23 protein-coding genes and 1 riboswitch are annotated in these 25099 nt (G+C 69.0%); of the genes, 9 read left to right on the plus strand and 14 right to left on the minus strand.

Annotated elements, in window-relative coordinates:
• Positions 1-317 precede the first annotated feature (317 nt).
• The 4 genes from NRF20_RS15885 to NRF20_RS15900 all read right to left on the minus strand — a co-directional run bounded on the left by NRF20_RS15885 (position 318) and on the right by NRF20_RS15900 (position 5074).
• Positions 318-1859, minus strand: coding sequence for a glycoside hydrolase family 3 protein (locus tag NRF20_RS15885; protein WP_398631155.1), 1542 nt, complete (start codon positions 1857-1859; stop codon positions 318-320).
• A 9-nt stretch (positions 1860-1868) separates the two neighbouring features.
• Positions 1869-2699 carry a carbohydrate ABC transporter permease gene (locus NRF20_RS15890; RefSeq protein ID WP_398631156.1) on the minus strand — a complete coding sequence of 277 codons (831 nt, stop codon included), beginning with the start codon at positions 2697-2699 and terminating at the stop codon, positions 1869-1871.
• Positions 2696-3688 (minus strand): carbohydrate ABC transporter permease, encoded by a 993-nt coding sequence (locus NRF20_RS15895; RefSeq protein ID WP_114246561.1) that lies wholly within the window; start codon positions 3686-3688, stop codon positions 2696-2698. The genes NRF20_RS15890 and NRF20_RS15895 overlap by 4 nt, the downstream gene beginning before the upstream one ends.
• Positions 3689-3787: 99 nt before the next feature.
• Entirely contained in the window at positions 3788-5074 is a 1287-nt protein-coding gene (locus NRF20_RS15900; RefSeq protein WP_398631157.1) for an extracellular solute-binding protein, read from the minus strand.
• A gap of 279 nt (positions 5075-5353) precedes the next feature.
• Between NRF20_RS15900 and NRF20_RS15905 the strand changes: the two genes are divergently transcribed.
• The 5 genes from NRF20_RS15905 to NRF20_RS15925 all read left to right on the plus strand — a co-directional run bounded on the left by NRF20_RS15905 (position 5354) and on the right by NRF20_RS15925 (position 12135).
• Entirely contained in the window at positions 5354-6118 is a 765-nt protein-coding gene (locus NRF20_RS15905) for a GntR family transcriptional regulator (RefSeq protein WP_266365254.1), read from the plus strand.
• Positions 6119-6385: 267 nt separating this feature from the next.
• Positions 6386-6640, plus strand: coding sequence for a DUF3311 domain-containing protein (locus NRF20_RS15910; RefSeq protein ID WP_266358086.1), 255 nt, complete (start codon positions 6386-6388; stop codon positions 6638-6640).
• Entirely contained in the window at positions 6637-8274 is a 1638-nt protein-coding gene (mctP, locus tag NRF20_RS15915; RefSeq protein WP_398631158.1) for a monocarboxylate uptake permease MctP, read from the plus strand. The genes NRF20_RS15910 and mctP overlap by 4 nt, the downstream gene beginning before the upstream one ends.
• A gap of 151 nt (positions 8275-8425) precedes the next feature.
• A riboswitch (cobalamin riboswitch) is annotated at positions 8426-8567 on the plus strand.
• A gap of 137 nt (positions 8568-8704) precedes the next feature.
• Entirely contained in the window at positions 8705-11116 is a 2412-nt protein-coding gene (locus tag NRF20_RS15920) for a ribonucleoside-diphosphate reductase subunit alpha (protein WP_398631159.1), read from the plus strand.
• Positions 11116-12135, plus strand: coding sequence for a ribonucleotide-diphosphate reductase subunit beta (locus NRF20_RS15925; protein WP_398631160.1), 1020 nt, complete (start codon positions 11116-11118; stop codon positions 12133-12135). Before NRF20_RS15920 ends, NRF20_RS15925 begins: the two co-directional genes overlap by 1 nt.
• Here NRF20_RS15925 and NRF20_RS15930 read toward each other — a convergent pair.
• A complete protein-coding gene (locus NRF20_RS15930) occupies positions 12132-12344 on the minus strand; it encodes a hypothetical protein (RefSeq protein ID WP_398631161.1) in 213 nt (70 codons plus the stop codon). The two genes, NRF20_RS15925 and NRF20_RS15930, sit on opposite strands and share 4 nt — an antisense overlap.
• Before the next feature lie 81 nt (positions 12345-12425).
• On the opposite strand from NRF20_RS15930, the gene NRF20_RS15935 reads away from it, so the two are divergent.
• Positions 12426-13400: a GlxA family transcriptional regulator gene (locus tag NRF20_RS15935; protein WP_398631162.1), complete on the plus strand. Its 975-nt coding sequence runs from the start codon at positions 12426-12428 to the stop codon at positions 13398-13400.
• Between the two features lie 63 nt (positions 13401-13463).
• On the opposite strand, the gene NRF20_RS15940 is transcribed toward NRF20_RS15935, so the two are convergent.
• From NRF20_RS15940 to NRF20_RS15980, 9 genes are all read right to left on the minus strand, one after another.
• A complete protein-coding gene (locus NRF20_RS15940) occupies positions 13464-14156 on the minus strand; it encodes a D-Ala-D-Ala carboxypeptidase family metallohydrolase (RefSeq protein WP_413752778.1) in 693 nt (230 codons plus the stop codon).
• Positions 14157-14370: 214 nt separating this feature from the next.
• The gene (def, locus tag NRF20_RS15945; RefSeq protein ID WP_114246551.1) at positions 14371-15009 is read right to left on the minus strand and encodes a peptide deformylase; all 639 of its coding nucleotides are present in this window, start codon (positions 15007-15009) and stop codon (positions 14371-14373) included.
• A 97-nt stretch (positions 15010-15106) separates the two neighbouring features.
• Positions 15107-16099, minus strand: a complete 993-nt coding sequence (locus NRF20_RS15950) for a tetratricopeptide repeat protein (protein ID WP_398631164.1) — start codon at positions 16097-16099, stop codon at positions 15107-15109.
• Between the two features lie 91 nt (positions 16100-16190).
• Entirely contained in the window at positions 16191-17483 is a 1293-nt protein-coding gene (locus NRF20_RS15955; RefSeq protein ID WP_398631165.1) for an HD-GYP domain-containing protein, read from the minus strand.
• Entirely contained in the window at positions 17480-18925 is a 1446-nt protein-coding gene (locus NRF20_RS15960; protein ID WP_413752779.1) for an HD-GYP domain-containing protein, read from the minus strand. The genes NRF20_RS15955 and NRF20_RS15960 overlap by 4 nt, the downstream gene beginning before the upstream one ends.
• A gap of 154 nt (positions 18926-19079) precedes the next feature.
• Positions 19080-19400 carry a mycothiol system anti-sigma-R factor gene (gene rsrA, locus NRF20_RS15965; protein ID WP_114246548.1) on the minus strand — a complete coding sequence of 107 codons (321 nt, stop codon included), beginning with the start codon at positions 19398-19400 and terminating at the stop codon, positions 19080-19082.
• Positions 19397-20053 carry a sigma-70 family RNA polymerase sigma factor gene (locus tag NRF20_RS15970; RefSeq protein WP_189273941.1) on the minus strand — a complete coding sequence of 219 codons (657 nt, stop codon included), beginning with the start codon at positions 20051-20053 and terminating at the stop codon, positions 19397-19399. Before NRF20_RS15970 ends, rsrA begins: the two co-directional genes overlap by 4 nt.
• Before the next feature lie 322 nt (positions 20054-20375).
• Positions 20376-21035 (minus strand): alpha/beta family hydrolase, encoded by a 660-nt coding sequence (locus NRF20_RS15975; RefSeq protein ID WP_398631167.1) that lies wholly within the window; start codon positions 21033-21035, stop codon positions 20376-20378.
• A gap of 29 nt (positions 21036-21064) precedes the next feature.
• Complete coding sequence (locus tag NRF20_RS15980; protein WP_398631168.1) at positions 21065-21880, minus strand: SOS response-associated peptidase; 816 nt, start codon at positions 21878-21880, stop codon at positions 21065-21067.
• Between the two features lie 65 nt (positions 21881-21945).
• Here NRF20_RS15980 and NRF20_RS15985 point away from each other — a divergent pair, with 65 nt between their 5' ends.
• The 3 genes from NRF20_RS15985 to rsgA all read left to right on the plus strand — a co-directional run bounded on the left by NRF20_RS15985 (position 21946) and on the right by rsgA (position 25099).
• Complete coding sequence (locus NRF20_RS15985) at positions 21946-22659, plus strand: M50 family metallopeptidase (protein WP_398631169.1); 714 nt, start codon at positions 21946-21948, stop codon at positions 22657-22659.
• A 103-nt stretch (positions 22660-22762) separates the two neighbouring features.
• Positions 22763-24079: a 3-phosphoshikimate 1-carboxyvinyltransferase gene (gene aroA / locus NRF20_RS15990; protein WP_398631170.1), complete on the plus strand. Its 1317-nt coding sequence runs from the start codon at positions 22763-22765 to the stop codon at positions 24077-24079.
• Positions 24080-24082: 3 nt separating this feature from the next.
• A complete protein-coding gene (rsgA, locus tag NRF20_RS15995) occupies positions 24083-25099 on the plus strand; it encodes a ribosome small subunit-dependent GTPase A (RefSeq protein WP_266358104.1) in 1017 nt (338 codons plus the stop codon).

The raw sequence follows: 25099 nt of genomic DNA on the forward strand, positions 1-25099 counted from the left end.
AGTGAGCAGAAGTGAGTCCTGCTCTCACCGGCACACCCCGAACGGTGTTGGGCGCACCGGTCCTCCGCTTTCTCGTCCTGGGCGGCGACGCGTATCCCGTATGCGGTCCGTCCCAGGTGGGCGGAATCCCTACGACCTGGCCATGTGGGTGTGGCCAGAGGCGACGGGGAGGCCCCGAACCATCACTCCGGTGATACGGGGGCCCCGACTGCTGACGCCACACCCGGCGTCCCAGATCGCGTCACACACACCCAGTCAGGCACACCCACAGACCGGAACACCGTTCACTCAATCGTGCCCATGTTCGCCAAAACAAGCTACTGGACCAGCAGTTGTGAACCCCCGGCGATGATCTCCGCGGCCGCGAGGCCGCAGACGCGGGCCGCGCCGTGGGTGGCGATGTGCGGGGCGCCCCTGGGGGCCGCCTGCGGGACGCCCATTTCGACCACAACCGTGTCGGGTCGCTCCGCCACCAGGGCGTCGAGGGTCTCGGCCATCCAGGCATGGCGGTGGGCGTCGCGGACGACCACGACGATGCGCCGCTCCCCCGCGGCCCGCAGTACCGCGGCGACGGGTGCCTCGGTCTCGCTGCTGTACGTGTCGGTCTCCGTGCCCGGCAGCAGCCGGCCCAGCTCCGCGGCGACGCCCCACGGGGTCTCGTCGCCGACCGCGATGTTCGACGCGGAGGTGAACGCGGCAACGTAGGCGGGGTCGGTCAGCGGCTCGGCGGAGCCGGTCACCTTCACCGCGCGGCGGGCCGCGACCAGGCCGATGCCGGAACCGATCCCGGTGCCGGGCGCGGTCCCCTCCCGCACTGCCGCGCCCGGCTGCGAACCGGCTCCCTCGGCCCCCCGTGTCCAGGACGCGAGCGCACGTACCCGTGCGGCCGCGTCCGCGAGCCGCTCCTCGGCGAGTTCACCGCTGCGCACCGCCGCGACCAGCGCGTCGCGCAGCCGCTGCACCGTGCCGTCGTCCTCCAGACCGCCACCGATGCACAGGGCGTCGGCCCCCGCGGCGATCGCGAGGACGGAGCCGCGCTCGATGCCGTACGTCCCGGCGATGGCCTGCATCTCCACGGCGTCGGTGACGATCAGGCCGTCGTAGCCCAGCTCCTGGCGCAGCAGACCGGTGAGGATCCGCGGGCTCACCGTCGCGGGGCGGTCCGGGTCGAGGGCGGGCAACAGGATGTGCGCGCTCATCACGCACTTGGAACCCGCGGCGATGGCCGCCCGGAAGGGCACCAGTTCACGGGCGTACAGCGTTTCCAGGTCCACGTCGATGCGCGGCATCGCGTGGTGCGAGTCGATCGCGGTGTCGCCGTGCCCGGGGAAGTGCTTGGTGCAGGCGGCAACTCCTGCGGTCTGGAGGCCCTCGATGTACGCGGCGGTGTGCCGGGCCACGAGCTCGGTGTCGGCGCCGAAGGACCGCACACCGATGATCGGGTTACCCGGGTTGGAGTTGACGTCCGCGGACGGCGCCCAGTTGAGGTTGACGCCGCACTCGGCGAGCCGGCGGCCCAGCTCCTGGGCGACCGCGCGGGTCAGCGCCACGTCGTCGACGTGGCCGAGCGCGAGGTTGCCGGGGAAGGAGGAGCCGGTACGCACCTCGAGGCGGGTGACGTCACCGCCCTCCTCGTCGATCGCGACGAGGAGATCGTCGCGCTCGGCCCTGAGCTGGGCGGTGAGCGAGGCAACCTGCTCGGACGTCCGGATGTTGCGGCCGAACAGGGCGACGGAGGCGAGGCCTTCGTCGACCCGGCGCAGCAACCAGTCCGGGGCGGTGGTGCCGGTGAATCCGGGCTGCAGGACGGCGAGAGCGTCGCGCGTGATGGTGTCCGTGGTGGATATCAGCGTGGTCATGGAGCGGTGTTATCCCTTCACGGCGCCGTCGGTGAGGCCGCTGACGGCCTTGCGCTGTAGGAAGACGAAGAGGATGAGGATCGGGATGGCGAAGATCGAGGCCGCCGCCATGGTCGCGCCCCAGTCGTCGCCGAACTGGCTCTGGAACTGGGAGAGCCACAGCGGAAGTGTCTTGGCCTCGGGGTCCTTGTTGAGGATCAGAACCAGCGGGAATTCGTTCCACGCCGTGATGAAGCCGAAGAGGGAGGTGGCCATCAGGCCGGGGGCGAGCAGCGGCAGGATCACCTTGATGAAGGCCTGCGGGCGGGTGCAGCCGTCGACCATGGCCGACTCCTCCAACTCCTTGGGCACCGCCGCGACATAGCCGCGCAGCGTCAGGATCGTGAAGGGAAGCACCATCACCATGTAGAAGAGCGTCAGCGGCACCAGGCTGTTGAGCATGTCGGCGTCGCGGACCAGCATGTAGATCGCGATGACCATGACTTCCCAGGGGGCCATCTGCGCGATCATGAAGACCAGGATCATGCTCTTACGACCCCTGAACCGCATCCGGGCCAGCGCGAACGACGCGAAGAGCGCGATGACCAGCGAGAAGACCACGGCGAGCAGCGTGACGGTGAGCGAGTTCCTGACCAGGGCCAGGAAGTTCGGTGCGTGGTACGCCGTCTTGAAGTGCTCGAACGTGACGTCGGTCGGGAACCAGACCGGCGTCTCGGTGATGATGTCGCCGGTCGGCTTGAACGCCGTACTGAACATCCAGTAGACGGGGAAGACCAGTGCGGCGAAGAGGACGATCGCCGTTGCGTTGGGCCAGATGCGGCCGAGCAGTGAGCGCTTCACAGCTCGTCCTCCTCTTGCTTGAGAACGATGCGGAGGTAGTACGAGGTCAGCCCCAGCATGATCAGGATGGTCAGCAGGGAGATCGCCGCGCCCATGCCGTAGTGCTGGTTGCCGACACCCTCGACGAAGGCGTAGATCGGCAGTGTCTCGGTGAGGCGGTTGGGGCCGCCCTCACTGATGGTGAAGATCTGCGGGAAGGCCTTGAAGACCCAGATGACCTCGAGGAAGGTCGTGGCGTAGAGGAAGGGCCGCAGGAACGGGAACGTCACCGATGTGAAGCTCTTCCAGACGCCGGCGCCGTCGAGTGAGGCGGCTTCGTACAGTTCCTTGGCGATGGTGGTGGTCGCCGCGTACAGGTTGATCGCCACGAACGGGATCGACTGCCAGACGATCATCAGGGTGACCACGAAGAAGGTCGAGAACTGCGAGCCGGTCCAGTTGAAGTCGGCCATCGAGTGCCAGCCGAGCTTGTCCAGCGCGTAGTTGATGACGCCGAAGCGTGAGGCGAACAGCCACTGGAACACGGTGGACGCGGCCACGACCGGCATCGCCCAGGCGAGCACCAGGCCGACCATCAGGGTGAGGCGCATCTTCTTGCCGAGACGGGCGAGCAGCAGTCCGACCAGCGTGCCGATGATCATGATCAGAACGACGTTGACGCCGGTGAACACGATCGTGCGGAGCGTGACTTTCCAGAAGTCCTCACCGGTGAGGATCTCCTGGTAGTTCTCGAAGCCGTTCCACTCGGTGACATGCTGGATCAGCTGTCCCATATTGAGGTTCTGGAACGACAGCATGGCGTTCTTGACCAAGGGATACCCGAGGAAGATCGCCGTCACCGCAAGCGCGGGAACCATCAGCAGGTACGGCGCTGTGCCGATACCCACCTTCCGCTTGCTTCCCCCGTGCTGCCCGACGGGTGTTTTCCCGTCCTGCCCGCGGACTGCGACCGTCTTGGCCACATCCGAGGGATCGGTTTGCACTGCCATGCTCGCCATCTCTTCCAACAAAGCCCTACACGGAACGGTGCGTACAACCGGGACGGCGGTTCGAGACCCGCCGCCCCGGCGCGGGACGCGTTACTGCGATTACTGCTGCTGGCTGAGGCGCTTGTTGAGCTCGCCCTCGACCTGCTTGGCGGCGTCGGCGGGCGACTTGCCCTGCAGGACCAGCGTCATGTAGGTCTTGATGGGGTTCGGCGGGTTCTCGACCGGCGCCCATTCCGGGATCAGCGGGGTGGTGCCACCGGACTTGGCGGCGGCCGGGCCGGCCGCCTCGGCGGCGGGCTGGCCGACGGTGTACTGCTGCATGGCGTCGTTCTTCGGAGACCAGCCGGCCTCCTTGATGAGCGCGCCGTCGTTCTTCTCGGAGAGCGCGATCTTCAGGAACTCCTTGGCCAGCTCCTGCTTCTTGCTGCCCGCGGCGACGGCGAGGTTGGAGCCGCCGAGGAAGACGCCCTCGGGCTTGTCCGCCGTCTCACCGGGGATGGTGAAGAAGCCGATGTCGTCCTTGAGCTTCGGGTTGGCCTTGATGGCGGTGCCGGCCTCGTAGCCCATGGCGATGATGGCGCCGGTCTTGCCCTTGGCGAAGACTTCGGCCTGCTGCGGGGTGGCCTCGTCCTTGTCCTTGGGAGCCTTGGAGTAGGACTGGTACTGCTTGTACACGTCCATGGCCTCGGCGACCTTCGGGTCCGCCAGGTTGGAGACGTACTTGTCGCCCTCCTTCTTGACCGGCGAGACGTCCTTGCCGACGAGCAGACCGTCGAAGAAGTACCAGTTCTGGCCGGGCAGGTAGACGGGCTCGGCGTCGCCCTTCTCCTTGATGGCGTCGAACGCCTTGAAGAGGTCGGCACGGGTCTTCGGCGTCTCGGTGATACCGGCGTCCTTGAAGACCTTCTTGTTGTACATGACGACGCGGTTGCCCACGTACCACGGCAGGGCGTACTGCTTGCCGTCGTATATGGAGGGCTGGTTGATGCCGTCGGCCCAGGCGGAGCCGATCTCCTTCTTCAGGTCACCGAGGTCGGCGAGGCCACCGGTCTTGGCGTACGCCGGGGTCTGGGTGTTGCCGATCTCCAGGACGTCCGGCGGGTTGGACTCGGAGAGGGCCGTGGTGACCTTCTGCTGAATACCGTTCCAGTCCTGGACTTCGATCTTCAGCTTGGCCTTGGTCTTCTTCTCGAACTCATCGGTGACCGTCTTGGTCCACCCGGGCGGGTTCGATCCGGACATCGTCCAGACGGTGAGCGTCTCGCCCTTGTAGCTGTCCGGGCCGGTCTTCTTACCGCTGTTGCTGTCGCCGTCGTCGGACCCACACGCCGCGAGGCCGATCATCATGCCCGCGACGCCGACCGCCGCGATGAGCTTGCGCTTCACGCCAAACCCTCCTCAGGGATATTGCAACCCCGCCCACCGCGAAGACATTCGACGAGTACTGCTGGGGCTGGACCTGGTCTTTAATGGTTTAGACCAGCACCGGGAGCTTGGCCTAGACCTTTAGGGGTGTCAAGGGTGTATAAGAAGTGCACTCGCGTCCGTTACAGGACCGACACCTGAGGGAGGGCGACGAGCCGTGACCGGACCGTGCCACCATGTGAGCCGCGACAGACGGAGGAGCCGGTGACGGCAGCAACGCAGCAGTCGGGAAGGCGGGCCATGGGTGCCGACGGGGGCAGTACGGAGAACGAGACGGGCGCGGCCACGCGGACGGCGCGCGTCCCGAAGTACTACCGGCTGAAGCGACATCTCCTCGACATGACGGACACCATGCCGCCGGGCACCCCCGTGCCACCGGAACGGACCCTGGCCGCCGAGTTCGACACCTCGCGCACGACCGTGCGCCAGGCACTCCAGGAACTGGTCGTCGAGGGCCGGCTGGAGCGCATCCAGGGCAAGGGCACCTTCGTCGCCAAGCCGAAGGTCTCACAGGCCCTGCAGCTCACCTCGTACACCGAGGACATGCGCGCCCAAGGGCTCGAACCGACGTCCCAGTTGCTGGACATCGGCTATGTCACGGCGGACGACACGCTCGCCGGGCTGCTCGACATCACGACCGGTGGGCGAGTGCTGCGGATCGAGCGGCTGCGGCTCGCCAGCGGGGAGCCGATGGCGATCGAGACCACGCACCTTTCGGCCAAACGCTTTCCGGCGCTGCGCCGTTCACTGGTGAAGTACTCCTCGCTCTACACCGCCCTGGCGGAGGTGTACGACGTCCGGCTGGCCGAGGCCGAGGAGACCATCGAGACCTCGCTCGCCACCCCGCGCGAGGCCGGACTGCTCGGTACGGATGTCGGCCTGCCGATGCTGATGCTGTCCCGGCACTCGCTCGACGGGCAGGGCGAGCCGGTGGAGTGGGTGCGCTCGGTCTATCGGGGCGACCGGTACAAGTTCGTGGCGCGCCTGAAGCGGCCGACGGACTGAGGTCCGGGTGCGTCGGCCGACTGATTCCGGCCACGCACCCCTGGGCGCAACCGTCTCGGCCCCCGTGGAATCCACCACTCCACGGGGCCGTTGGCACACCTTGGCGCAGACCAAGTGTCGTACGTTTGACAACATTCCGAACATTCGCGCCCGAACATGGGACCGTTGCCGGACCGCAATGCGGACAGGGGGTGACGGTGACCGGAAGCCTCCCCTAGATTTCCTGCGCATTACACCAGGTGATCAGCGAGGGGACGGAGTCGCCGCATGCCAGCAGACCCAGAAGGAAAACCGCCCACAGTCACCCCCGTGCGGGTGGTCATCGCCCTCTGTCTCATCGCGCCGTTCGTGGCGATGCTCTGGGTGAGTTCGTATGCGAAGGTGGACCCCACCTTCATCGGCATTCCGTTCTTCTACTGGTACCAGATGCTCTGGGTGCTGATCTCCACCGCACTCACGATGATCGCGTACAAGCTGTGGCAGCGTGACCAGCGCGCCCGCAAGGGGGGTGCGTCGGCATGAAGGACGGCGTGAACGGCGTCGCGCTCGGCGTCTTCATCTTCTTCTTCCTGGCCGTCACGGTCATGGGCTTCCTGGCGGCGCGCTGGCGGAAGGCCGAGAACGACGCCAGCCTCGACGAATGGGGCCTGGGCGGACGTTCGTTCGGCACCTGGGTCACCTGGTTCCTGCTCGGCGGCGACCTGTACACCGCGTACACCTTCGTCGCCGTTCCCGCGGCGATCTACGCGGCGGGCGCGGCAGGCTTCTTCGCCGTGCCGTACACGATCCTCGTGTACCCGCTGATCTTCACCTTCCTGCCGCGGCTGTGGTCGGTCTCGCACAAGCACGGGTACGTGACCACCTCGGACTTCGTCCGCGGGCGCTTCGGCTCGAAGGGGCTCTCGCTGGCGGTCGCCGTCACGGGCATCCTCGCCACGATGCCGTACATCGCGCTCCAACTCGTCGGCATCCAGGCCGTGCTGGACGTGATGGGCGTGGGCGGTGGAGAGAACACCCACTGGTTCATCAAGGACCTGCCGCTGCTGATCGCGTTCGCAGTGCTCGCCGCGTACACCTACTCGTCCGGTCTGCGGGCGCCGGCGCTGATCGCGTTCGTCAAGGACGGACTGATCTACCTGGTCATCGCGGTGGCGATCATCTACATCCCGATCAAGCTCGGCGGCTTCGACGACATCTTCGCCAAGGCGGGCGATGCGTTCTCCCAGACCAACCCGGCAACCGGCAAACCGCGCGGCGCGCTCGCGCCGGGTGAAGCGGGCCAATGGGGTTACGCCACACTGGCGCTGGGCTCGGCGCTGGCGCTCTTCATGTATCCGCACTCGATCACGGCGACGCTCTCCAGCCGCAGCCGCAATGTGATCCGGCGCAACACCACGATCCTGCCGCTGTACTCGCTGATGCTGGGCCTGCTGGCGCTGCTCGGTTTCATGGCGATCGCCGCCGGGATCAAGGTGGACAACGGGCAGTTGGCCATCCCCCAGCTGTTCGAGAACATGTTCCCCGACTGGTTCGCGGGGGTCGCGTTCGCCGCCATCGGAATCGGGGCTCTGGTGCCCGCCGCGATCATGTCGATCGCCGCGGCGAACCTCTTCACCCGCAACATCTACAAGGACTTCCTCAGGCCGGACGCGACCCCGGAACAGGAGACCAAGGTCTCCAAGCTGGTGTCGCTGCTGGTGAAGGTCGGCGCGCTCGCCTTCGTCCTCACCATGGACAAGACGGTCGCGATCAACTTCCAGCTGCTCGGTGGGATCTGGATCCTCCAGACGATGCCGGCCCTGGTCGGCGGCCTGTTCACCCGCTGGTTCCACCGCTGGGCACTGCTCGCGGGCTGGGCGGTCGGCATGGTGTACGGGACGGTGGCCGCGTACGGGGTCGCCAGCCCGACCCAGGCGCACTTCGGCGGGTCGTCCAAGGAGATCCCGGGCATCGGCGAGATCGGCTACATCGGCCTGACCGCGTTCGTGCTGAACGTGGTGGTGACGGTGGTGCTCACCTTCGTTCTGAACGCCGTGAAGGCACCCGCCGGGATCGACGAGACCTCCCCGGCCGACTACACGGCCGACGCGGGCGACCCGAGCGTCCAAGCGGAGCTCCCGCCGGCCACGGCGGGGGCCCCGGGCGGCGGCCACTGACGACCGCTCCCACGGCCGGACGACGGCCCGTCGCGCCCCTTCAGCGGGGCGTGGCGGGCCGTCCGTCTGCTCCGGCAGGGGATCTCACGGCTTGTCCCGTCGGCTCGACTTCTGTTGCGCGACACAACATGTGGGGGCCGTCCCATCCAGCGGCCCCCACATGTATGCTCGTGCTCGCTGTCGCCGCAGGGAAATCCGGTGCGAATCCGGAACTGTCCCGCAACGGTGTATTCGGTGCGCTTTTGCGCACCCTCAGGTAAGTCCGAGGGCCTGCCGACAGCGCATCCGGCTCGACCGAACCGGATGCCAGACGTCCGGGCCTCGCGGATGGGCCGGTGGACGCCGTGATGAGTGCTGCCCGACGCGGGCCCACCTCTGCCCGGCTGCCCCGCTCCCCGCCGGCCCCGAGCCGAGCGAGGGAGAGCACCACGTGACCATCGCGCCAGCCGATCCGGCTTCAGTCGCCGTGTCCGAAGCGGCCGAGTCCGAGGGAACCGCACACGACGGACCGGGAACCGCACTGCTGCGGACCCTGACCGACCTCACCGTCGATCTGCCCGACACCGACCCCGGTCGCGTCGCCGCCGCCGCGCTGCGCGGCCGTAACGCCCGGTCGGACGAGGCGGAGTTGCGCTCGCTGGCCACGGAGGCCGCCGCGGGGCTGATCTCCGAGGACCCCGCCTACTCCCGGCTCGCGGCCAGGCTGCTGACCCGCACCATCGCGGACGAGGCGGCGGGCCAGGGCGCGGTGTCCTTCTCCGCCTCGGTGGCCGTCGGGCACCGAGAGGGCCTGATCGCGGACCGCACCGCCGAGTTCGTCGCGCTGCACGCGGCCGCGCTCGACGCACTGGTGGAGGGTTCGCTGACCGACGGCGCCGACGACCGTTTCGGTTACTTCGGGCTGCGGACGCTGTACAGCCGCTATCTGCTGCGTCACCCGCACACCCGCCAGGTCATCGAGACGCCGCAGCACTTCATGCTGCGCGTCGCGGCCGGGCTCGCCGAGGACGACTCGAAGCGCGCCCTGGACGAAGTCGCGGCGCTGTACGGGCTGATGAGCCGGCTCGACTACCTGCCGTCCTCGCCGACCCTGTTCAACTCCGGCACCCGGCATCCGCAGATGTCCTCCTGCTATCTGCTGGACTCCCCGCTCGACGAGCTCGACTCGATCTACGACCGCTATCACCAGGTGGCACGGCTCTCCAAGCACGCGGGCGGCATCGGCCTCTCGTACTCCCGCATCCGCGCCCGCGGTTCGCTGATCCGCGGCACCAACGGGCACTCCAACGGCATCGTGCCGTTCCTGAAGACGCTCGACGCCTCGGTCGCCGCCGTGAACCAGGGCGGCCGCCGCAAGGGCGCCGCCGCCGTCTACCTGGAGACATGGCACGCGGACATCGAGGAGTTCCTGGAGCTGCGCGACAACACGGGTGAGGACCAGCGGCGTACGCACAACCTCAACCTGGCGCACTGGATCCCGGACGAGTTCATGCGCCGGGTCGACGCGGACGGCGACTGGTCGCTGTTCTCACCCGCCGATGTGCCCGAGCTGGTCGACCTGTGGGGCGACGAGTTCGACGCCGCGTACCGGGCAGCCGAGGCCAAGGGGCTGGCCCGCAAGGCGATGCCGGCCCGTGAGCTGTACGGCCGGATGATGCGTACCCTCGCGCAGACCGGCCAGGGCTGGATGACGTTCAAGGACGCCTCCAACCGGACCGCGAACCAGACCGCCGAGCCGGGCCGCGTCGTCCACTCGTCGAATCTGTGCACCGAGATCCTCGAAGTCACCGATGACGGCGAGACGGCCGTCTGCAACCTGGGCTCGGTCAACCTCGGTGCGTTCGTCGCCGACGGTGGCATCGACTGGGAGCGGCTGGACGCGACTGTCCGCACGGCCGTGACCTTCCTGGACCGGGTCGTCGACATCAACTTCTACCCGACCGAGCAGGCCGGCCGGTCCAATGCGAAGTGGCGCCCCGTCGGCCTGGGTGCGATGGGTCTGCAGGACGTCTTCTTCCAGCTGCGGCTGCCGTTCGACTCCCCCGAGGCCCGCGCGCTCTCCACAAAGATCTCCGAGCGGATCATGCTCGCCGCCTACGAGGCGTCCTGCGAGCTCGCCGAGCGGTCCGGACCGCTGCCCGCCTGGTCCCAGACGCGTGCCGCGCGCGGTGTGCTGCACCCCGACCACTACGACACCGAGCTGAACTGGCCGGAGCGCTGGGACGCGCTGCGCGCCCGGGTCGCGAAGACCGGGATGCGCAACTCGCTGCTGCTCGCCATCGCGCCGACGGCGACGATCGCCTCGATCGCAGGGGTGTACGAGTGCATCGAGCCGCAGGTCTCCAACCTCTTCAAGCGCGAGACGCTCAGTGGCGAGTTCCTCCAGGTCAACGCATATCTGGTGGATGAACTGAAGCAGCTCGGCGTGTGGGACGCGCGGACCCGTGAGGCACTGCGCGAGGCGAGCGGTTCCGTGCAGGGCTTCGCCTGGATCCCGGAGGACGTACGGGCGCTGTACCGCACGGCGTGGGAGATCCCGCAGCGCGGTCTGATCGACATGGCAGCGGCCCGTACGCCGTTCCTCGACCAGAGCCAGTCGCTGAACCTGTTCATGGAGACGCCGACGATCGGCAAGCTCTCCTCGATGTACGCGTACGCCTGGAAGCAGGGGCTGAAGACGACGTACTACCTGCGCTCGCGCCCGGCGACCCGGATCGCCCGTGCGGCCTCCGGCCAGGCCTCGGCCGCCGCCCCCATTCCCGTGCAGCAGGCCCAGGCTCCCGACGCGGACGCGATCGCCTGCTCCCTCGAAAACCCCGAGTCCTGCGAGGCCTGCCAGTAATGAGCTCCACCAACTCCGAGAAGAACCTGCTCGACCCGGGCTTCGAACTGACTCTGCGGCCCATGCGCTACCCGGACTTCTACGAGCGCTACCGCGACGCGATCAAGAACACCTGGACGGTGGAGGAGGTCGACCTCCACTCCGACGTCGCCGACCTCGCCAAGCTTTCCCCCGGCGAGCAGCACATGATCGGCCGGCTCGTCGCGTTCTTCGCGACGGGTGACTCGATCGTCTCCAACAATCTCGTGCTGACGCTGTACAAGCACATCAACTCCCCCGAGGCGCGGCTGTATCTGTCGCGGCAGCTCTTCGAGGAGGCCGTGCACGTCCAGTTCTATCTGACGCTGCTCGACACGTATCTGCCCGATCCGGACGACCGTGCCGCCGCGTTCGACGCGGTCGAGGAGATTCCGTCGATCCGTGAGAAGGCGCAGTTCTGCTTCAAGTGGATGGATTCGGTCGAGAAGATCGAGCGACTGGAGACGAAGGCCGACCGCCGTCGCTTCCTGCTGAACCTGATCTGCTTCGCGGCGTGCATCGAGGGGCTGTTCTTCTACGGCGCGTTCGCGTACGTCTACTGGTTCCGCTCGCGGGGTCTGCTGCACGGTCTCGCCACGGGCACCAACTGGGTGTTCCGTGACGAGACGATGCACATGAACTTCGCGTTCGAGGTCGTGGACACCGTCCGCAAGGAGGAGCCGGACCTCTTCGACGACGAGCTCCAGCAGCAGGTCGCCGACATGCTGAAGGAGGCTGTCGACGCGGAGCTGCAGTTCGGCCGGGATCTGTGCGGCGACGGGCTGCCGGGCATGAACACCGAGTCCATGCGCCAGTACCTGGAGTGCGTGGCCGACCAGCGGCTCACCCGGCTGGGCTTCCCGGCCGTCTACGGCTCCGAGAACCCGTTCTCGTTCATGGAGCTGCAGGGCGTGCAGGAGCTGACTAACTTCTTCGAGCGCCGGCCGTCCGCCTACCAGGTGGCGGTGGAGGGCTCGGTCGCCTTCGACGACGACTTCTAGATCCTGGCCCAGCTTCTGAGGTAGGGGCGCCGCGCATCCGTCACCGGCTGCGCGGCATCCGCCGTTTCCGGTGGCGCGTCCCCCCGTTCCCGTTCCGCTTCCCGCAGCTCGCGGTCGATGCGGCGCTCCCGGGCGAGCCCGGCGAGGGTGGGCAGCAGAAAGAGGGCGATGAGTGCAGCTATGGCCAGGACGTTCAGGAATGTGTTCATGCCTCTACTCTCGTCCGCACGGACGGATTGCGGCAGTGGCAGGACTGTCATAGAGCATCGAATTACTGCCACACTTGCTCCATGCTGAAGAATGTCGCCGCCCTGCTGCTCGACGAGGTCCACCCCTTCGAACTGGGTGTGCTGTGCGAGGTCTTCGGCCTCGACCGCAGCGACGAGGGCCTGCCGGTCCACGATTTCGCCGTGGTCTCCGCCGAGGGCCCGGTGCTGCGGACCCATGCCGGGTTCACCATCAGTACGCCGCACGGACTCGACCGTCTGGACGAGGCCGATCTCATCGCCGTGCCGGCCGGCAGCCACTTCATCCGGCGGGACTACCCCGAAGAGGTCCTCGACGCCCTGCGCCGGGCGGTGGGCCGGGGGGCACGCGTGCTGAGCGTCTGCTCCGGCGCATATGTGCTCGGCGCGGCCGGACTGCTGGACGGGCGCCGCTGCACCACCCACTGGCGCCACGCCTCGGAGCTGGCCCGCCGCTTCCCGCGGGCCGTCGTCGAACCCGATGTGCTGTACGTGGACGAGGGCCCGGTCATCACATCGGCGGGCACGGCGGCCGGGATCGACGCCTGTCTGCATCTGGTCCGGCAGGCGTACGGCCCCGATGTCGCCAACGCGATCGCCCGCCGCATGGTGGTGCCGCCGCACCGGGACGGTGGGCAGGCGCAGTACATCAAGCGGCCGCTGCCCCGCACCCGGTGCGACACGGTCGGCGAGACGCTGGTCTGGATGGAGCGCCACCTCGATCAGGAGATGACCGTCGAACAGCTCGCCGTACAGGCACACATGTCGCCGCGCACCTTCGCCCGTCGCTTCCAGCAGGAGACGGGTACCACTCCGTACCGCTGGCTGCTCCGCCAGCGGGTGCTGCTGGCACAGCATCTGCTGGAGACATCCGATGAAACGGTGGACACCATCGCCGGTCGCACCGGCTTCGGAAATGCCGCCGCGCTGCGCCATCAGTTCGTACGATCGTTGGGCACGACGCCGAATGCATACCGTCGAACCTTCCGCGGCCCGAGCGCGATGACCGAAGTAGCCTGACGCGGAGCACGGAAGGGCCCCGTACGCCGGTTCGGACGGACCGGCGTACGGGGCCCTCGTGTGTCAGATGCCGCAGTTCGGCGCCGACCAGAAGTGGCTGGGGCCCTGGTTGACGTGGACGTGGTCGCCGTGGTCCGGGTAGCCCGGGCCGAGGATCCCGTTGAAGCCGTGGTTGCGGGCCTCCTTGGCGAGGGTGCACAGGGCGTGCGGTCCGGCGCCGAGGTCGGCCGCGTCCCCGTACAGATGACGGCTGTTGGACGCGCCGCCGACCGCACTGTTGCAGGAGGTGGAGCGGAAGCCGCTGGTGATCCGGATCGACTGGTCACCGAGCGCGTGCCGCAGCGCTTCCAGCTTCCACATGGTGCTCAGGGCGTTGGCCTTCGCCGTGCCCGCCGCGACGGCACCACCCGCCCAGGTCGTGTTGCACTGGTTGTGCTCGGCGTACGTGAAGTGGATCGGGGTGCAGTCGTTGTCCTGGAGCTCATAGATCCTGGCCTGGGTGGCCGGGCCCGCGATGCCGTCGGCGGCGAGGCCGTAGGCGGCCTGGAAGCGCTTGACGGCGGCGGTGGTGGCCGGTCCGTAGGAGCCGTCGACGGCGAGCACGGAGTTGTAGCCGGGGTAGCCGGCCACCCGTATCTGGAGCTGGACGACGTCATTGCCGGTGGCGCCGGGGGACAGTGTGCGGGTCCAGGTGTAGCAGCCGTCGGCCTGTGCGGTGCCGGCGGTCACCACGGCCCCACCCAAGGCGAAAGCCATGGTCATGACAAGACCCAGCAGGAGTTGTGCGGTGCGTCTGAGCTGAGGGGGCTCCCCACCACGACGGAGATGTGGTGAGAGAGCTTGTCGGACTGGTCGACGCGCGTCAACTGCACACGGACAAACGACAGTTGACGATCCACCCAGGGACGGAAACGGCGGGCCCGGCCGCCCTCGCAAGGGAGACCGGGCCCGCCCGGTGGCAACCGGATGCTCAGTCGTTCGGCACGGTCTCGTAGCGCGGCGTGTTCTCCGCCATCTGCCGCAGCGCATCCTTGCGGTCCCGCTTGGAGAGCCGGTCGATGTACAGGTAGCCGTACAGGTGGTCCGTCTCGTGCTGGAGGCAGCGGGCGAAGTAGCCGTTGCCGCGGATCTTGACCGGGTTGCCCTTGGCGTCCTGCCCGCGGACCACCGCGTAGTCCGGGCGGGCCAGCGAGGCGTACGCCGTCGGGACGGAGAGGCAGCCCTCGTTGGAGTCGTCCAGGACCCGGTCCTCGGGCGCCAGCTCTTCCAGCACCGGGTTGCAGACGGCGCCCACGTGCCGCACACCGTCGTCGTCCGGGCAGTCGTAGACGAAGACCTTCAGGTCGACGCCGATCTGGTTGGCAGCAAGGCCCACGCCCTCCGCCGTCCGCTGGCTCGCGAACATGTCGTCGATCAGCCGGCCCAGCTCGTCGTCGAACTCGGTGACGTCCTTGCACTCCTTGTGCAGCACCGGGTTGCCCACGACCGTGATCGGACGGGAGGTGCCGCGCTCACGATGTGCCGCCTCGCGCGCCTCACAGTCCTCGGTGTCCACGACGAAACCTTCGTCGTCGACGCTGATCTGCTCGTCCGTCTCCTGCTGCGCCATGTCCGCCGTACGCCTTCCTCAAAACCTGAAACCCGGACATCCGATGGACCGGGGCCCGGGCACCGCGATCGGTGCCCGTACAGCCTACGGGCACCGATCAGCAGACTTCTTCGAGATCCCGCCACTCACGGCTGTCCGGGCTGTCCGCCACCCAGCCGTCCAGCAGTCCGCGCACCAGTCCGGCCGGTGCCGCTATCCCGCACTCGCGCTCGGGCACCCACAGCTCACCGGCGGTGCGGTGCCCCAGCGGACCCGGATGACCCGGCTCACTGTGGTCGTGCGGGTCCAGGTGCTCGCCGTAGCCCTCGTCGCTCTCCATCCGGCTCTCCGAGCAGGCCCGGCAGAGCAGCCGCACGGAGGACGACCAGTCCTCGGCGGCGAATCCGGCGTCGGATGCCAGCTGCTCCAGGGCGTCCCGGTCCGCCTCGGTGGCCGCTTCGAGCAGCACGACCCAGGTGGGTACGGGGGACGGCGCCCACAGCTCGATCTCGTCGAAGACGGGGTACGAGGGTCCGGCCGCGGTGACCCGCTCCCCGTGCGGCACGCCGTCGTGCAGGACGACCTCGCCCCAGCGGCGGCCGGACGACGGCAGCGGGATGGAGAGCACTTCCATCCGGGCCGGATCGAGCCTGCGGCCCCAGACGACCTCGGCCTCGCCCTCCGGCGACAGCCGTACCGCGGCGCTGCCCAGCTCCATGCCGACCGGTTCGCTGTTGGCCGCCGAGGTGTACTGGCCCGCGCCCGGCACCTTGAGGCCGTACGCCTGCCAGGACCGGCGCGCCAGCGGCCAGTCCTGCAGTGCGGTGGCGGCGATCCCGACGTTCCACCAGTCGGGAGCACCGGATTCCTTGTCGAGCAGCGCGACGGCCCTCAGGCCGGCAGCTCTCGCCTGTTCCCAGTCATGCCGGAATTTGTGCAGCAACGCCAGGTTGAACCACGACTCGGAGAGCCAGGGTTCCAGGTCCGCCGCACGTGTCAGCAGCGCGCCCGCGTCCTCGTACCGGCCGTCGCCGATCAGCGTGAACGCGCGGTCCGTGGCCTGCCGCCAAGACGCGGAGGGCCGATGCCGTACCTTCCCGAAGATCCTCACGATTCCCGCCTGTCCCGACTGGACACCCTCGTTTTCCGCTCCTCTTCGCATCCAACCATGCCGGGCCGGACACCCGCTCATTACCCATGGGTTACCCAGGCAGGACGGGGGCCAGACCGCCCCGGGCCAGGACCCTGGCCAGTGATTCCACGACCTCGGGCTGATAGTCGTGGCCGGTACCGAGCCTGAGTTGTTCCAGCGCACCCAGCGGCCCGATGAGACTTTCCCCGGAGAGGTCGTCGTATGCGTTGACGGCCCTGACGATCCTGGCGGACAACGGCTGCTCGCGATAGGGGTCGGCCTGCCGTTCCACCACGACGGCGACCTCGGTGTCCACCCCGGTCTGCCGGACCACGGCCCCTCCGAGCAGCGCGATGCGTCGCTGCTCGGCGGCGGGCAGGGTGGCTGTCGCCCCCTCCGGGACCGGGTCGACGAGGGAGAGCTGGCCGATGTCGTGCATCAGGGCCGCGTACTCCAGCACGGTCAGATCGCTCCCGGAGAGCCCCAGCTCACGTCCGACGGCCGTGCAGAGCACCGCGACCCTGCGGGCATGCCCGTGCGGGGTGTATCCGGCAATCTCGGTGGACCGGGCGAGCGAGGTGATCGTCTGCCGGTAGGTGGTGCGCACGGCGACGAACCGGCGGAACGAGACCTGGGTCAGCAGCAGCGGTAGACACAGGACGGGCAGCGCCCACAGCCCCGCGACGGCGACCCCGAGGGCCATCACGACCCCGGTCGCGCAGACCGCCGACCCGATGCCGATCAGGGCGCGCAGCTCGTCGTGGAGCAGCGGCCCGTATGGGAGGGGGGTACCTCCCATGCTCTTGAAGCCATGGGGGACGGTGCGCGAGCGCAGCAGCAGGGCGGCGAGCACAGCGTCGCACAGGGCGGTCAGGACGAGGGACAGGAGCATGAAGAGCACGTAGTACGGGCCTTCGCCGAACCAGTCCGCGGTGCGGTCGGAGTTGTACATCGGCTGGAAGCACACGGCGGCGAAGGCGACGGTCAGGATACGGCGAGCCACCTGGTCGGGCGCGGGTCCGCTGCCGCGTGCCACATGGGGCACACAGGCGACGAGCTGTGCCGCGACGAGTACGGCTACCACCTGGAGGACGCCGTGGGTGGTGGGGGCGCCGCCGCTGCCGCCGAGGAGTGCGTACGCGAGTGCTCCGGCGGCTCCGAGCGGCGCGGGCTCGCGCTCGCCGGGAAGCGCACCCCAGCGGGCCAGTTCACCGACAGTGATGAGCACCCCGAAGGCGAGGGCGTGTCCGGGTTCGTGGACACCGTCCCAGAGGGTGTGGCCGAGCCCGGCGACGGCAAGCATCGCAGCTGCGCCGCGGACGGCGAGGACGACGGGGGGCAAGCGCGTCCCGGCCCGGGTCATCGGCGACGGTCCGCGGACGGCTGCAGACCGGGGGTGCCGGGGCCGTCCGGCGGTCGAGGACGAACCAGCCCCCGGACGGCTCCGGCGCCCCCGCCCGCCGTCCCCTCCCTCCGCGGTCGCCACATCGCCTCGTCCGCCGTCACCACCGCCGTCGCCGCCGACCACCCGTGCCGGCCCACCGCCCGCACCAGCGCCCGCACCATCTGCGGATCGAACTGCGTACCCGCACACCGCTTCAGCTCTTCCAGCGCCGCGGGCACCGGTCTCCCCCGCCGGTACGACCGGGTCGACGTCATCGCGTCGAAGGCGTCCGCCACCGCGACGACCCGTGCGAACTCGGGGATCTCCCGCCCGCTGAGCCCGTACGGGTAGCCGCTGCCGTCGAGCCGTTCGTGGTGGTGCAGGATCGCGGCCCGCGCCTCGCCGAGGAAGCCGATGGAGCGGACGATCTCGTGCCCGTACTCCGGATGCAGTTCGATCACCCGCCGCTCCTGAGGGGTGAGCGGTCCGTCCTTGCGGAGCACCCGGGTGGGAACGCCGAGTTTGCCCACGTCGTGCAGGATGCCGGCAAACCGGAGAACCTCCAGCCGGCCCTGGTCCATGCCCAGTTCGCGGGCGATGAGGACGGAGGCCTGTCCGACCCGTTCGCTGTGACCGCGGGTGTACGTGTCCTTGATGTCGACGGCCTGCACCAGTGCCCTGATGGTGGCGCGGTGGGCGGCGTGCTCGCGGTGGTACTGGGCGAAGACCCAGCAGGAGATGTACATCGGCAGCAGGACGATGAGCGCGGACAGCGGCCCGTACGGACCGCGCCACAGGACGGCCATCATCAGCCCGGCGAGGCCGTGCACCAGATGCGGTCCCAGCGAGCGGGACAGCAGTCCGCTCCAGGCACGCCGGACGGGCAGCCGTTCGGCCGCGACCAGGATGGAGCCGTCCAGAGCGGTCAGGACGAGACTGAAGGCCAGGACGGCGGCGCAGGCGGGCAGCAGGGCGTACGGGAGGTCGGGGAGCCGGTCGGGGCCGGTACCGGTGCCGCCGAGCGTGGCGGCACCGCCGAGCAGACCGTGTACGGACGAGGCCGCCCAGACGGTGACGGCGAGCTGCGCGGTCCGCCAGACACGCCGTGCGGTGGCGGGCGGGGCCTCCACCGGGCCGACGAGTGATCCGGGGATCGCGACCAGGGCGGCCGCGGCCGGCGGCAGCAGAAAGGCGGCGGCGAGCAGCAGCGGAAAGAACGATCCGGCGCCGATCGGCACGGAGCTGCCGAAGAAGGGGCAGCGCCCGGGGAGTTCACAGACCAGATAGAGCCCGGTGAGCAGTCCGACGGTGGACCACGGGGTCGTCCCGGCGCCCGTTCCCAGCGCGGGGAGCACACATAACAGGGCGCCGACCGCGGCCGTCAGAATGTACGCGCGCGCCGCCCCGCGTGTGGCTCTCACCCGCCCCGCCCGCCCCCCAACGTGGTCAATGAAGGCGCCAGGCTAGCGAGTTGTGTGTCCCGTCGAGCGTCGATGAGCCCGATTAGCACATTCGGGTGATGTGCGCGGGACGCGGGAGATACGGGGCGCGGCTACGAGTGACGGCCGCCGGGCGTCACTCCTTGGCGACGGTCGGCTGACCGGTCTCCGAAGCCGTCACGTCCTGCTCGGGCACCGCCTGCCCCGAGCGGATCAGGTCGATCCGGCCCATCACCTTGGAGCGCAGATCGGTCGGCACGTCGTCCTGGCCGCAGCAGCGCTTCACCAGCTTCTTCACGGCCTGTTCCAGGCCGTACTTCTCCAGGCACGGGGAGCACTCCTCGAAGTGCACCTCGAACTTGGAGCAGTCGCTGTCGGGCATCTCGTGGTCGAGAAACTCGTAGAGATGATCGAGGACCTCTGAGCAGTCCGTCTCGTGCGGCTCTCCGCAGCTCATGAGCCCGAGCCTTTCCGATCGTCCGACTCTCCGGCACCGGCCGGGACGAGCCCGCGCTCACGGGCGTAGTCCTCCAGCATGCCGCGCAGTTGGCGGCGGCCCCGGTGCAGTCGGGACATCACCGTACCGATGGGAGTCCCCATGATGTCCGCGATCTCCTTGTAGGCAAAGCCCTCAACATCGGCGAGATACACGGCGATGCGGAACTCTTCGGGGATCGCCTGCAGAGCAGACTTCACATCCGAGTCGGGCAGGTGGTCGAGAGCCTGCGACTCCGCGGAGCGCAGACCGGTCGACATGTGCGACTCGGCGCGCGCCAGCTGCCAGTCCTCGATCTCCTCGGCGGCGCTGCGCTGAGGTTCGCGCTGCTTCTTGCGGTACGAGTTGATGAACGTATTGGTGAGGATGCGGTACATCCACGCCTTGAGGTTGGTGCCCTCACGGAACTGGTGGAAGGATCCGTACGCCTTGGCGTACGTCTCCTGGACCAGGTCCTCGGCGTCTGCGGGGTTGCGCGTCATGCGCAGCGCGGCCGAGTACATCTGATCGAGGAAACCGAGAGCGTCCCGCTCGAAGCGCGCATTGCGCTCGGCAGTCGTCTCCTGTGCGCGGCCGTCGTCGGTCCCTGTGTCGGTCCCAGTGACCGGACCCACCTCCTCCAACGCTGTGGCGGAGCCGAAACCGGACCCGCTCGAATCGGAGAATAGTCGACCTTGCTTCGAGACGGGCTGTCGATCCGATCCGCTCAGTGCCCGCTCGGGAGTGGTCTTGGCCGCATGCAGGACCGTCCACTCCAGGTCAGCGGCGTTCGAGCGGCGCGGGCAGATGGTCGAACCCATGCGACGGACTCCCTCTCCACATACGACGTTGATGTACCGATGTCACCCACAACAGTGGCCCCTCGCTCAACATTCCCGGGGGTGTGCACGGGCTTCCGCGGTGGCTGTGAGCGGCTCCACCCGTAGGGTGCGTACGTCAGAGGAGGGTGGACAGCCACGCGGTCACGGCGGCGGTGAGGATCTCCATCGCCTGATCCTCGGTCAGGCCGGACTTCTTCGGTACGGCGAACCCGTGGTCGCCGTACGGCACCTCGGTGATCTCGTACTCCCCCGGAGGGAATTCGGCGGGCCGCCCGAACGGGTCGTTGCCGCCCTGCACGACGAGCGTGGGTACTCCGGATCCGAGGAGCTCGTCCTTGCGGGACTTCTCCGGCTTCCCCGGAGGATGCAGCGGAAAGCTGAGCGCGAGGACGGCGTGGGCACCGAGCTCCGCCGCCGTACGGCAGGCCACCCGTGCCCCGGCGCTGCGCCCTCCCGCGACGACGGGCAGCCCCGCGGCGGTGAGCGCGGGCCACAGGCCCCGCCATCCGGTGTCCAGGGTCTTCGGGGCGGGCGCGAGTCTCTTGCCGGCGACCCGCCACGGCTGCTCCACCAGGGCGACGGTCACCCCGTGGGCGGGCAGCGCGGCGGCCAGGGCACGCAGGTCGCGGGTCTCGATGCCGCCACCCGCGCCATGGCTGACCGCGAGCACCAGGCGGGCGTTCTTCGGGCTCTCGGCGGGCAGCCAGGTGATCCTGGCCGGCCCGGCTTCCGTGTCGACCGTCTCGGCCCTGCGGCCTGTCTCTGCAGTACTCACGCACCCCATCCTGCCCGGTCGAAAGAGCCTCAGAAGAGCGTGCTCGCTTCCGGCGCGGCCAGCTCGTCCAGCAGCTCGGGACCATTGTTGCGGACGTTGCTGACGGCCGTGGCCACCGGATAGGCCCGCATCAGCCCGCCCGGCGGCGGTGTGAGCAGCCCCTTCAGCTCCTCGATGTCGGTGCGCGACGGGTCGAGCCAGGCGTCCCACCGGTCCGGGGTCAGCATCAGCGGCATCCGGGGGTGGATGTCGGCGAGCGTGGCCGGGCCCTCGGCGGGGGCGACGGCGAGCGGGGTGGCCTCCGCCTCGGTCGTGATCACCGAGCAGGTCACCCACCAGGCCATCGGATGATCGTCCGGCAGGGTCCGGTCGCGCCAGAACTCGTACAGTCCGGCCATCGCGAAGACCGATCCGTCGGCGGGTGTCACGAAGTAGGGCTGCTTGCGGGGCCGCTTCTTCTTCCCCTTCTCCTCCAGCTGCCGCTCATCCGCACCGGTGACCCACTCGTAGTAGCCGTCGGCGGGCAGGATGCAGCGCCGCGAGACGAAGGGGCGGCGGAAGGACGGCTTCTCGTGCACGGTTTCCGCACGGGCGTTGATCATGCGTGCGGCACCCTCGGGAGACTTCGCCCAGGACGGTACGAGCCCCCATTTCAGGGCGCGCAACTGGCGAACCGGACGCTGATCATCTGCGTCTTTCACAGGACGTTCCAGTACGGCGTAGACCTCCTTGGTCGGCGCCACGTTCCAATCGGGCGCCAAGGTCTCCGCCGGTTCCCACCTCTCGACCCGGAAGAGTCCGGTCAGATCCTCGGGCCGCCGACTCGCTGCATACCGTCCGCACATAAGTGCCAGACTGCCACGACCGTCACGACGACAAGACGCCGATACCGCAAGGAGCCGCCCACGCCATGGACAGCACCGATCTGGGCAATCTGTGGGACCGCGTCTTCGGCACCCAGCCCGCGCCCGAGCAGTGGCTGGTGGTGGTGACCGGAACACTCGCACTGATCGCCGTCGTACCGAACCTGATATGGCGGCTGAGCCGCAACGCGATCACCATCGCGCACGAGGGCGGGCACGGGCTGATCGCACTGCTCACCGGACGGCAGCTGTCCGGAATCCGGCTCCACTCGGACACCAGCGGACTGACGGTCAGCCGCGGCAAGCCGACCGGCATCGGGATGATCCTGACCGCGGCTGCGGGCTACACCGCCCCGCCCCTGCTGGGCCTGGGCGGGGCGTGGCTGCTGGTCGACGGCAGGATCACACTGCTGCTGTGGGTGGCCACCGCACTGCTCGCGGTGATGCTGGTGATGATTCGCAATGTGTACGGGGCACTGACGGTGATCTTCACCGGGTCGGCCTTCCTGCTGGTGTCCTGGCTCGCCTCGCCCGCCGTGCAGTCGCTGTTCGCATACACCGTGGTCTGGTTCCTGCTGCTCGGCGGCGTACGCCCGGCCTTCGAGCTCCAGTCGAAGCGCCGCCACGGCGGTGCGCCGGACTCGGACGCGGACCAGCTGTCGCGGCTGACGGATGTGCCGGCCGCGCTCTGGCTGTTCCTCTTCCACTCGGTGTCGCTCTGCTCACTGATCGGCGGCGGGCGCTGGCTGCTCGGCATGTGAGGGCCGGTGCCGCCCGGCGACACCTACCACGCTTGCGTTACATACCGGTTTCGTCTCATTTGATCGATATTCGGGTTTGCGGTGAGCCACTAAAGTGAGGTCCATGACCGAAAGTGCCGTGCACCCCGCCCTCTGGCCCGCCCCCCGAGCGAGCGGCGCCGTCGACGCGACCGTCACCGTGCCCGGATCGAAATCGGTCACCAATCGCGCCCTCGTCCTCGCCGCTCTCTCCGCCGAGCCGGGCTGGCTGCGCCGCCCGCTGCGCTCCCGCGACACCCTGCTGATGGCCGAGGCGCTGCGCGCGATGGGCGTCGGCATCGAGGAAGGCGTCGGCCCGGACGGCTCCGGCGAGGTCTGGCGGGTCATCCCGGCCGGGCTGCACGGCCCCACCACGATCGTTGTCGGCAATGCCGGGACGGTCATGCGCTTCCTGCCGCCGGTCGCGGCCCTCGCCGACGGCCCGATCCGCTTCGACGGCGACCCCCGTTCGTACGAACGCCCGCTGAACGGCGTGATCGACGCGCTGCGGGTACTGGGCGCCCGGATCGACGACGACGGGCGCGGCTCGCTGCCGATGACCGTGCACGGCGGCGGTGCGCTGGACGGCGGACCGGTATCGATCGACGCCTCCTCGTCCTCCCAGTTCGTCTCGGCGCTGCTGCTGTCGGCCCCGCGCTACAACCAGGGGGTGGAGGTGCGCCACACCGGCGCGAGACTCCCCTCCATGCCGCACATCCGGATGACTGTCGACATGCTGCGGGCCGTCGGCGCCCAGGTCGACGAGCCGGAGACGGGCGGCGAGCCGAACGTCTGGCGGGTCTCCCCCTCCGCCCTGCTCGGCCGCGATCTGACCGTCGAGCCCGACCTCTCCAACGCCCAGCCGTTCCTCGCCGCCGCGCTGGTCACCGGCGGCCGGGTCACCATCCCCGACTGGCCCGAGCGCACCACCCAGCCCGGTGACGCCCTGCGGGAGATCTTCACCGCGATGGGCGGCAGCTGCGAGCTGACCGAGCGCGGGCTCACGTTCACCGGTTCGGGCCGTATCCACGGCATCGACGTCGACCTCGGCGAGGTCGGCGAGCTCACCCCGGGCATCGCGGCGGTCGCGGCCCTCGCCGACGGCCCGTCCAACCTGAGCGGTGTTGCTCATCTGCGGCTGCACGAGACGGACCGGCTGGCCGCGCTCACCAAGGAGATCAACGAGCTCGGCGGCGACGTCACCGAGACCGCCGACGGGCTCCGCATCCGGCCCCGGCCGCTGCACGGCGGTACCTTCCATACGTACGACGACCACCGGATGGCAACCGCGGGGTCGATCATCGGCCTTGCCGTCCCCGGAGTGGAGATCGAGAACGTGGCGACAACCGCCAAGACCCTGCCGGACTTCCCGCAGATGTGGACCGGAATGCTCGGGGCCTGAGACATGCGCCGCTACGGCAAGAACCCCGACGAGGACGACATCCGGTTCCGCCCCAACCCGAAGGGCAACCGGCCTCGCACGCATACCCGCCCGAAGCACGAGGACGCCGAGGAGGGCATGGTCCTCACCGTCGACCGCGGCCGCCTCACCTGTCTCGTCGACGGCCGTACGGTCATGGCGATGAAGGCCCGTGAGCTGGGCCGGAAGGCCGCCGTGGTGGGTGACACCGTCTCCATCGTCGGCGATCTGTCCGGCGACAAGGACACCCTTGCCCGCATCGTCCGCATCGGTGAGCGCCGCTCGGTGCTGCGCCGGACAGCGGACGACGACGATCCGTACGAACGGGTGGTCGTCGCCAACGCCGACCAGCTGGCGATCGTCACCGCACTGGCTGATCCGGAACCCCGCCCGCGGATGATCGACCGTTGTCTGGTCGCCGCGTACGACGGCGGGCTCTCCCCGCTCCTGGTGCTGACCAAGTCCGATCTGGCCTCCCCGGACAAGCTGCTGGAGGCGTACACCCCGCTGGGTGTCCCGTTCATCGTCACCAGCCGCGAGGAGCTGGAGAACGGCGACGCGGCGGAGCGGGTCCGCGAGCAGCTGCACGACCGGGTCACCGCGTTCGTCGGGCACTCCGGTGTCGGGAAGACGACGCTGGTCAACGCACTCGTACCGAAGGACCGGCGGCGTACCACCGGGGTCGTCAACGCGGTCACCGGCCGTGGCCGGCACACCACCACATCGGCGCTGGCGCTCCCCCTGCCCGACTACCGCGGCTGGGTGATCGACACCCCCGGTGTGCGCTCCTTCGGGCTCAACCACATCGACCCGTCCCGGGTGATCCACGCGTTCCCGGACCTGGAGCCGGGCACCGAGGACTGCCCGCGCGGCTGCACCCACGACAGCAATCAACCGGAATGCGCCCTGGATGCCTGGGTGGCGGACGGCCACGCAGATCCGGCACGGCTGGAATCGCTGCGGCGGCTGATGTCCACCCGGGAGCGACGCGAAGGCGACTGA

Origin of the sequence: Streptomyces sp. R-74717, from assembly GCF_047305335.1 — a bacterium.
GTDB lineage: Bacteria > Actinomycetota > Actinomycetes > Streptomycetales > Streptomycetaceae > Streptomyces > Streptomyces atratus.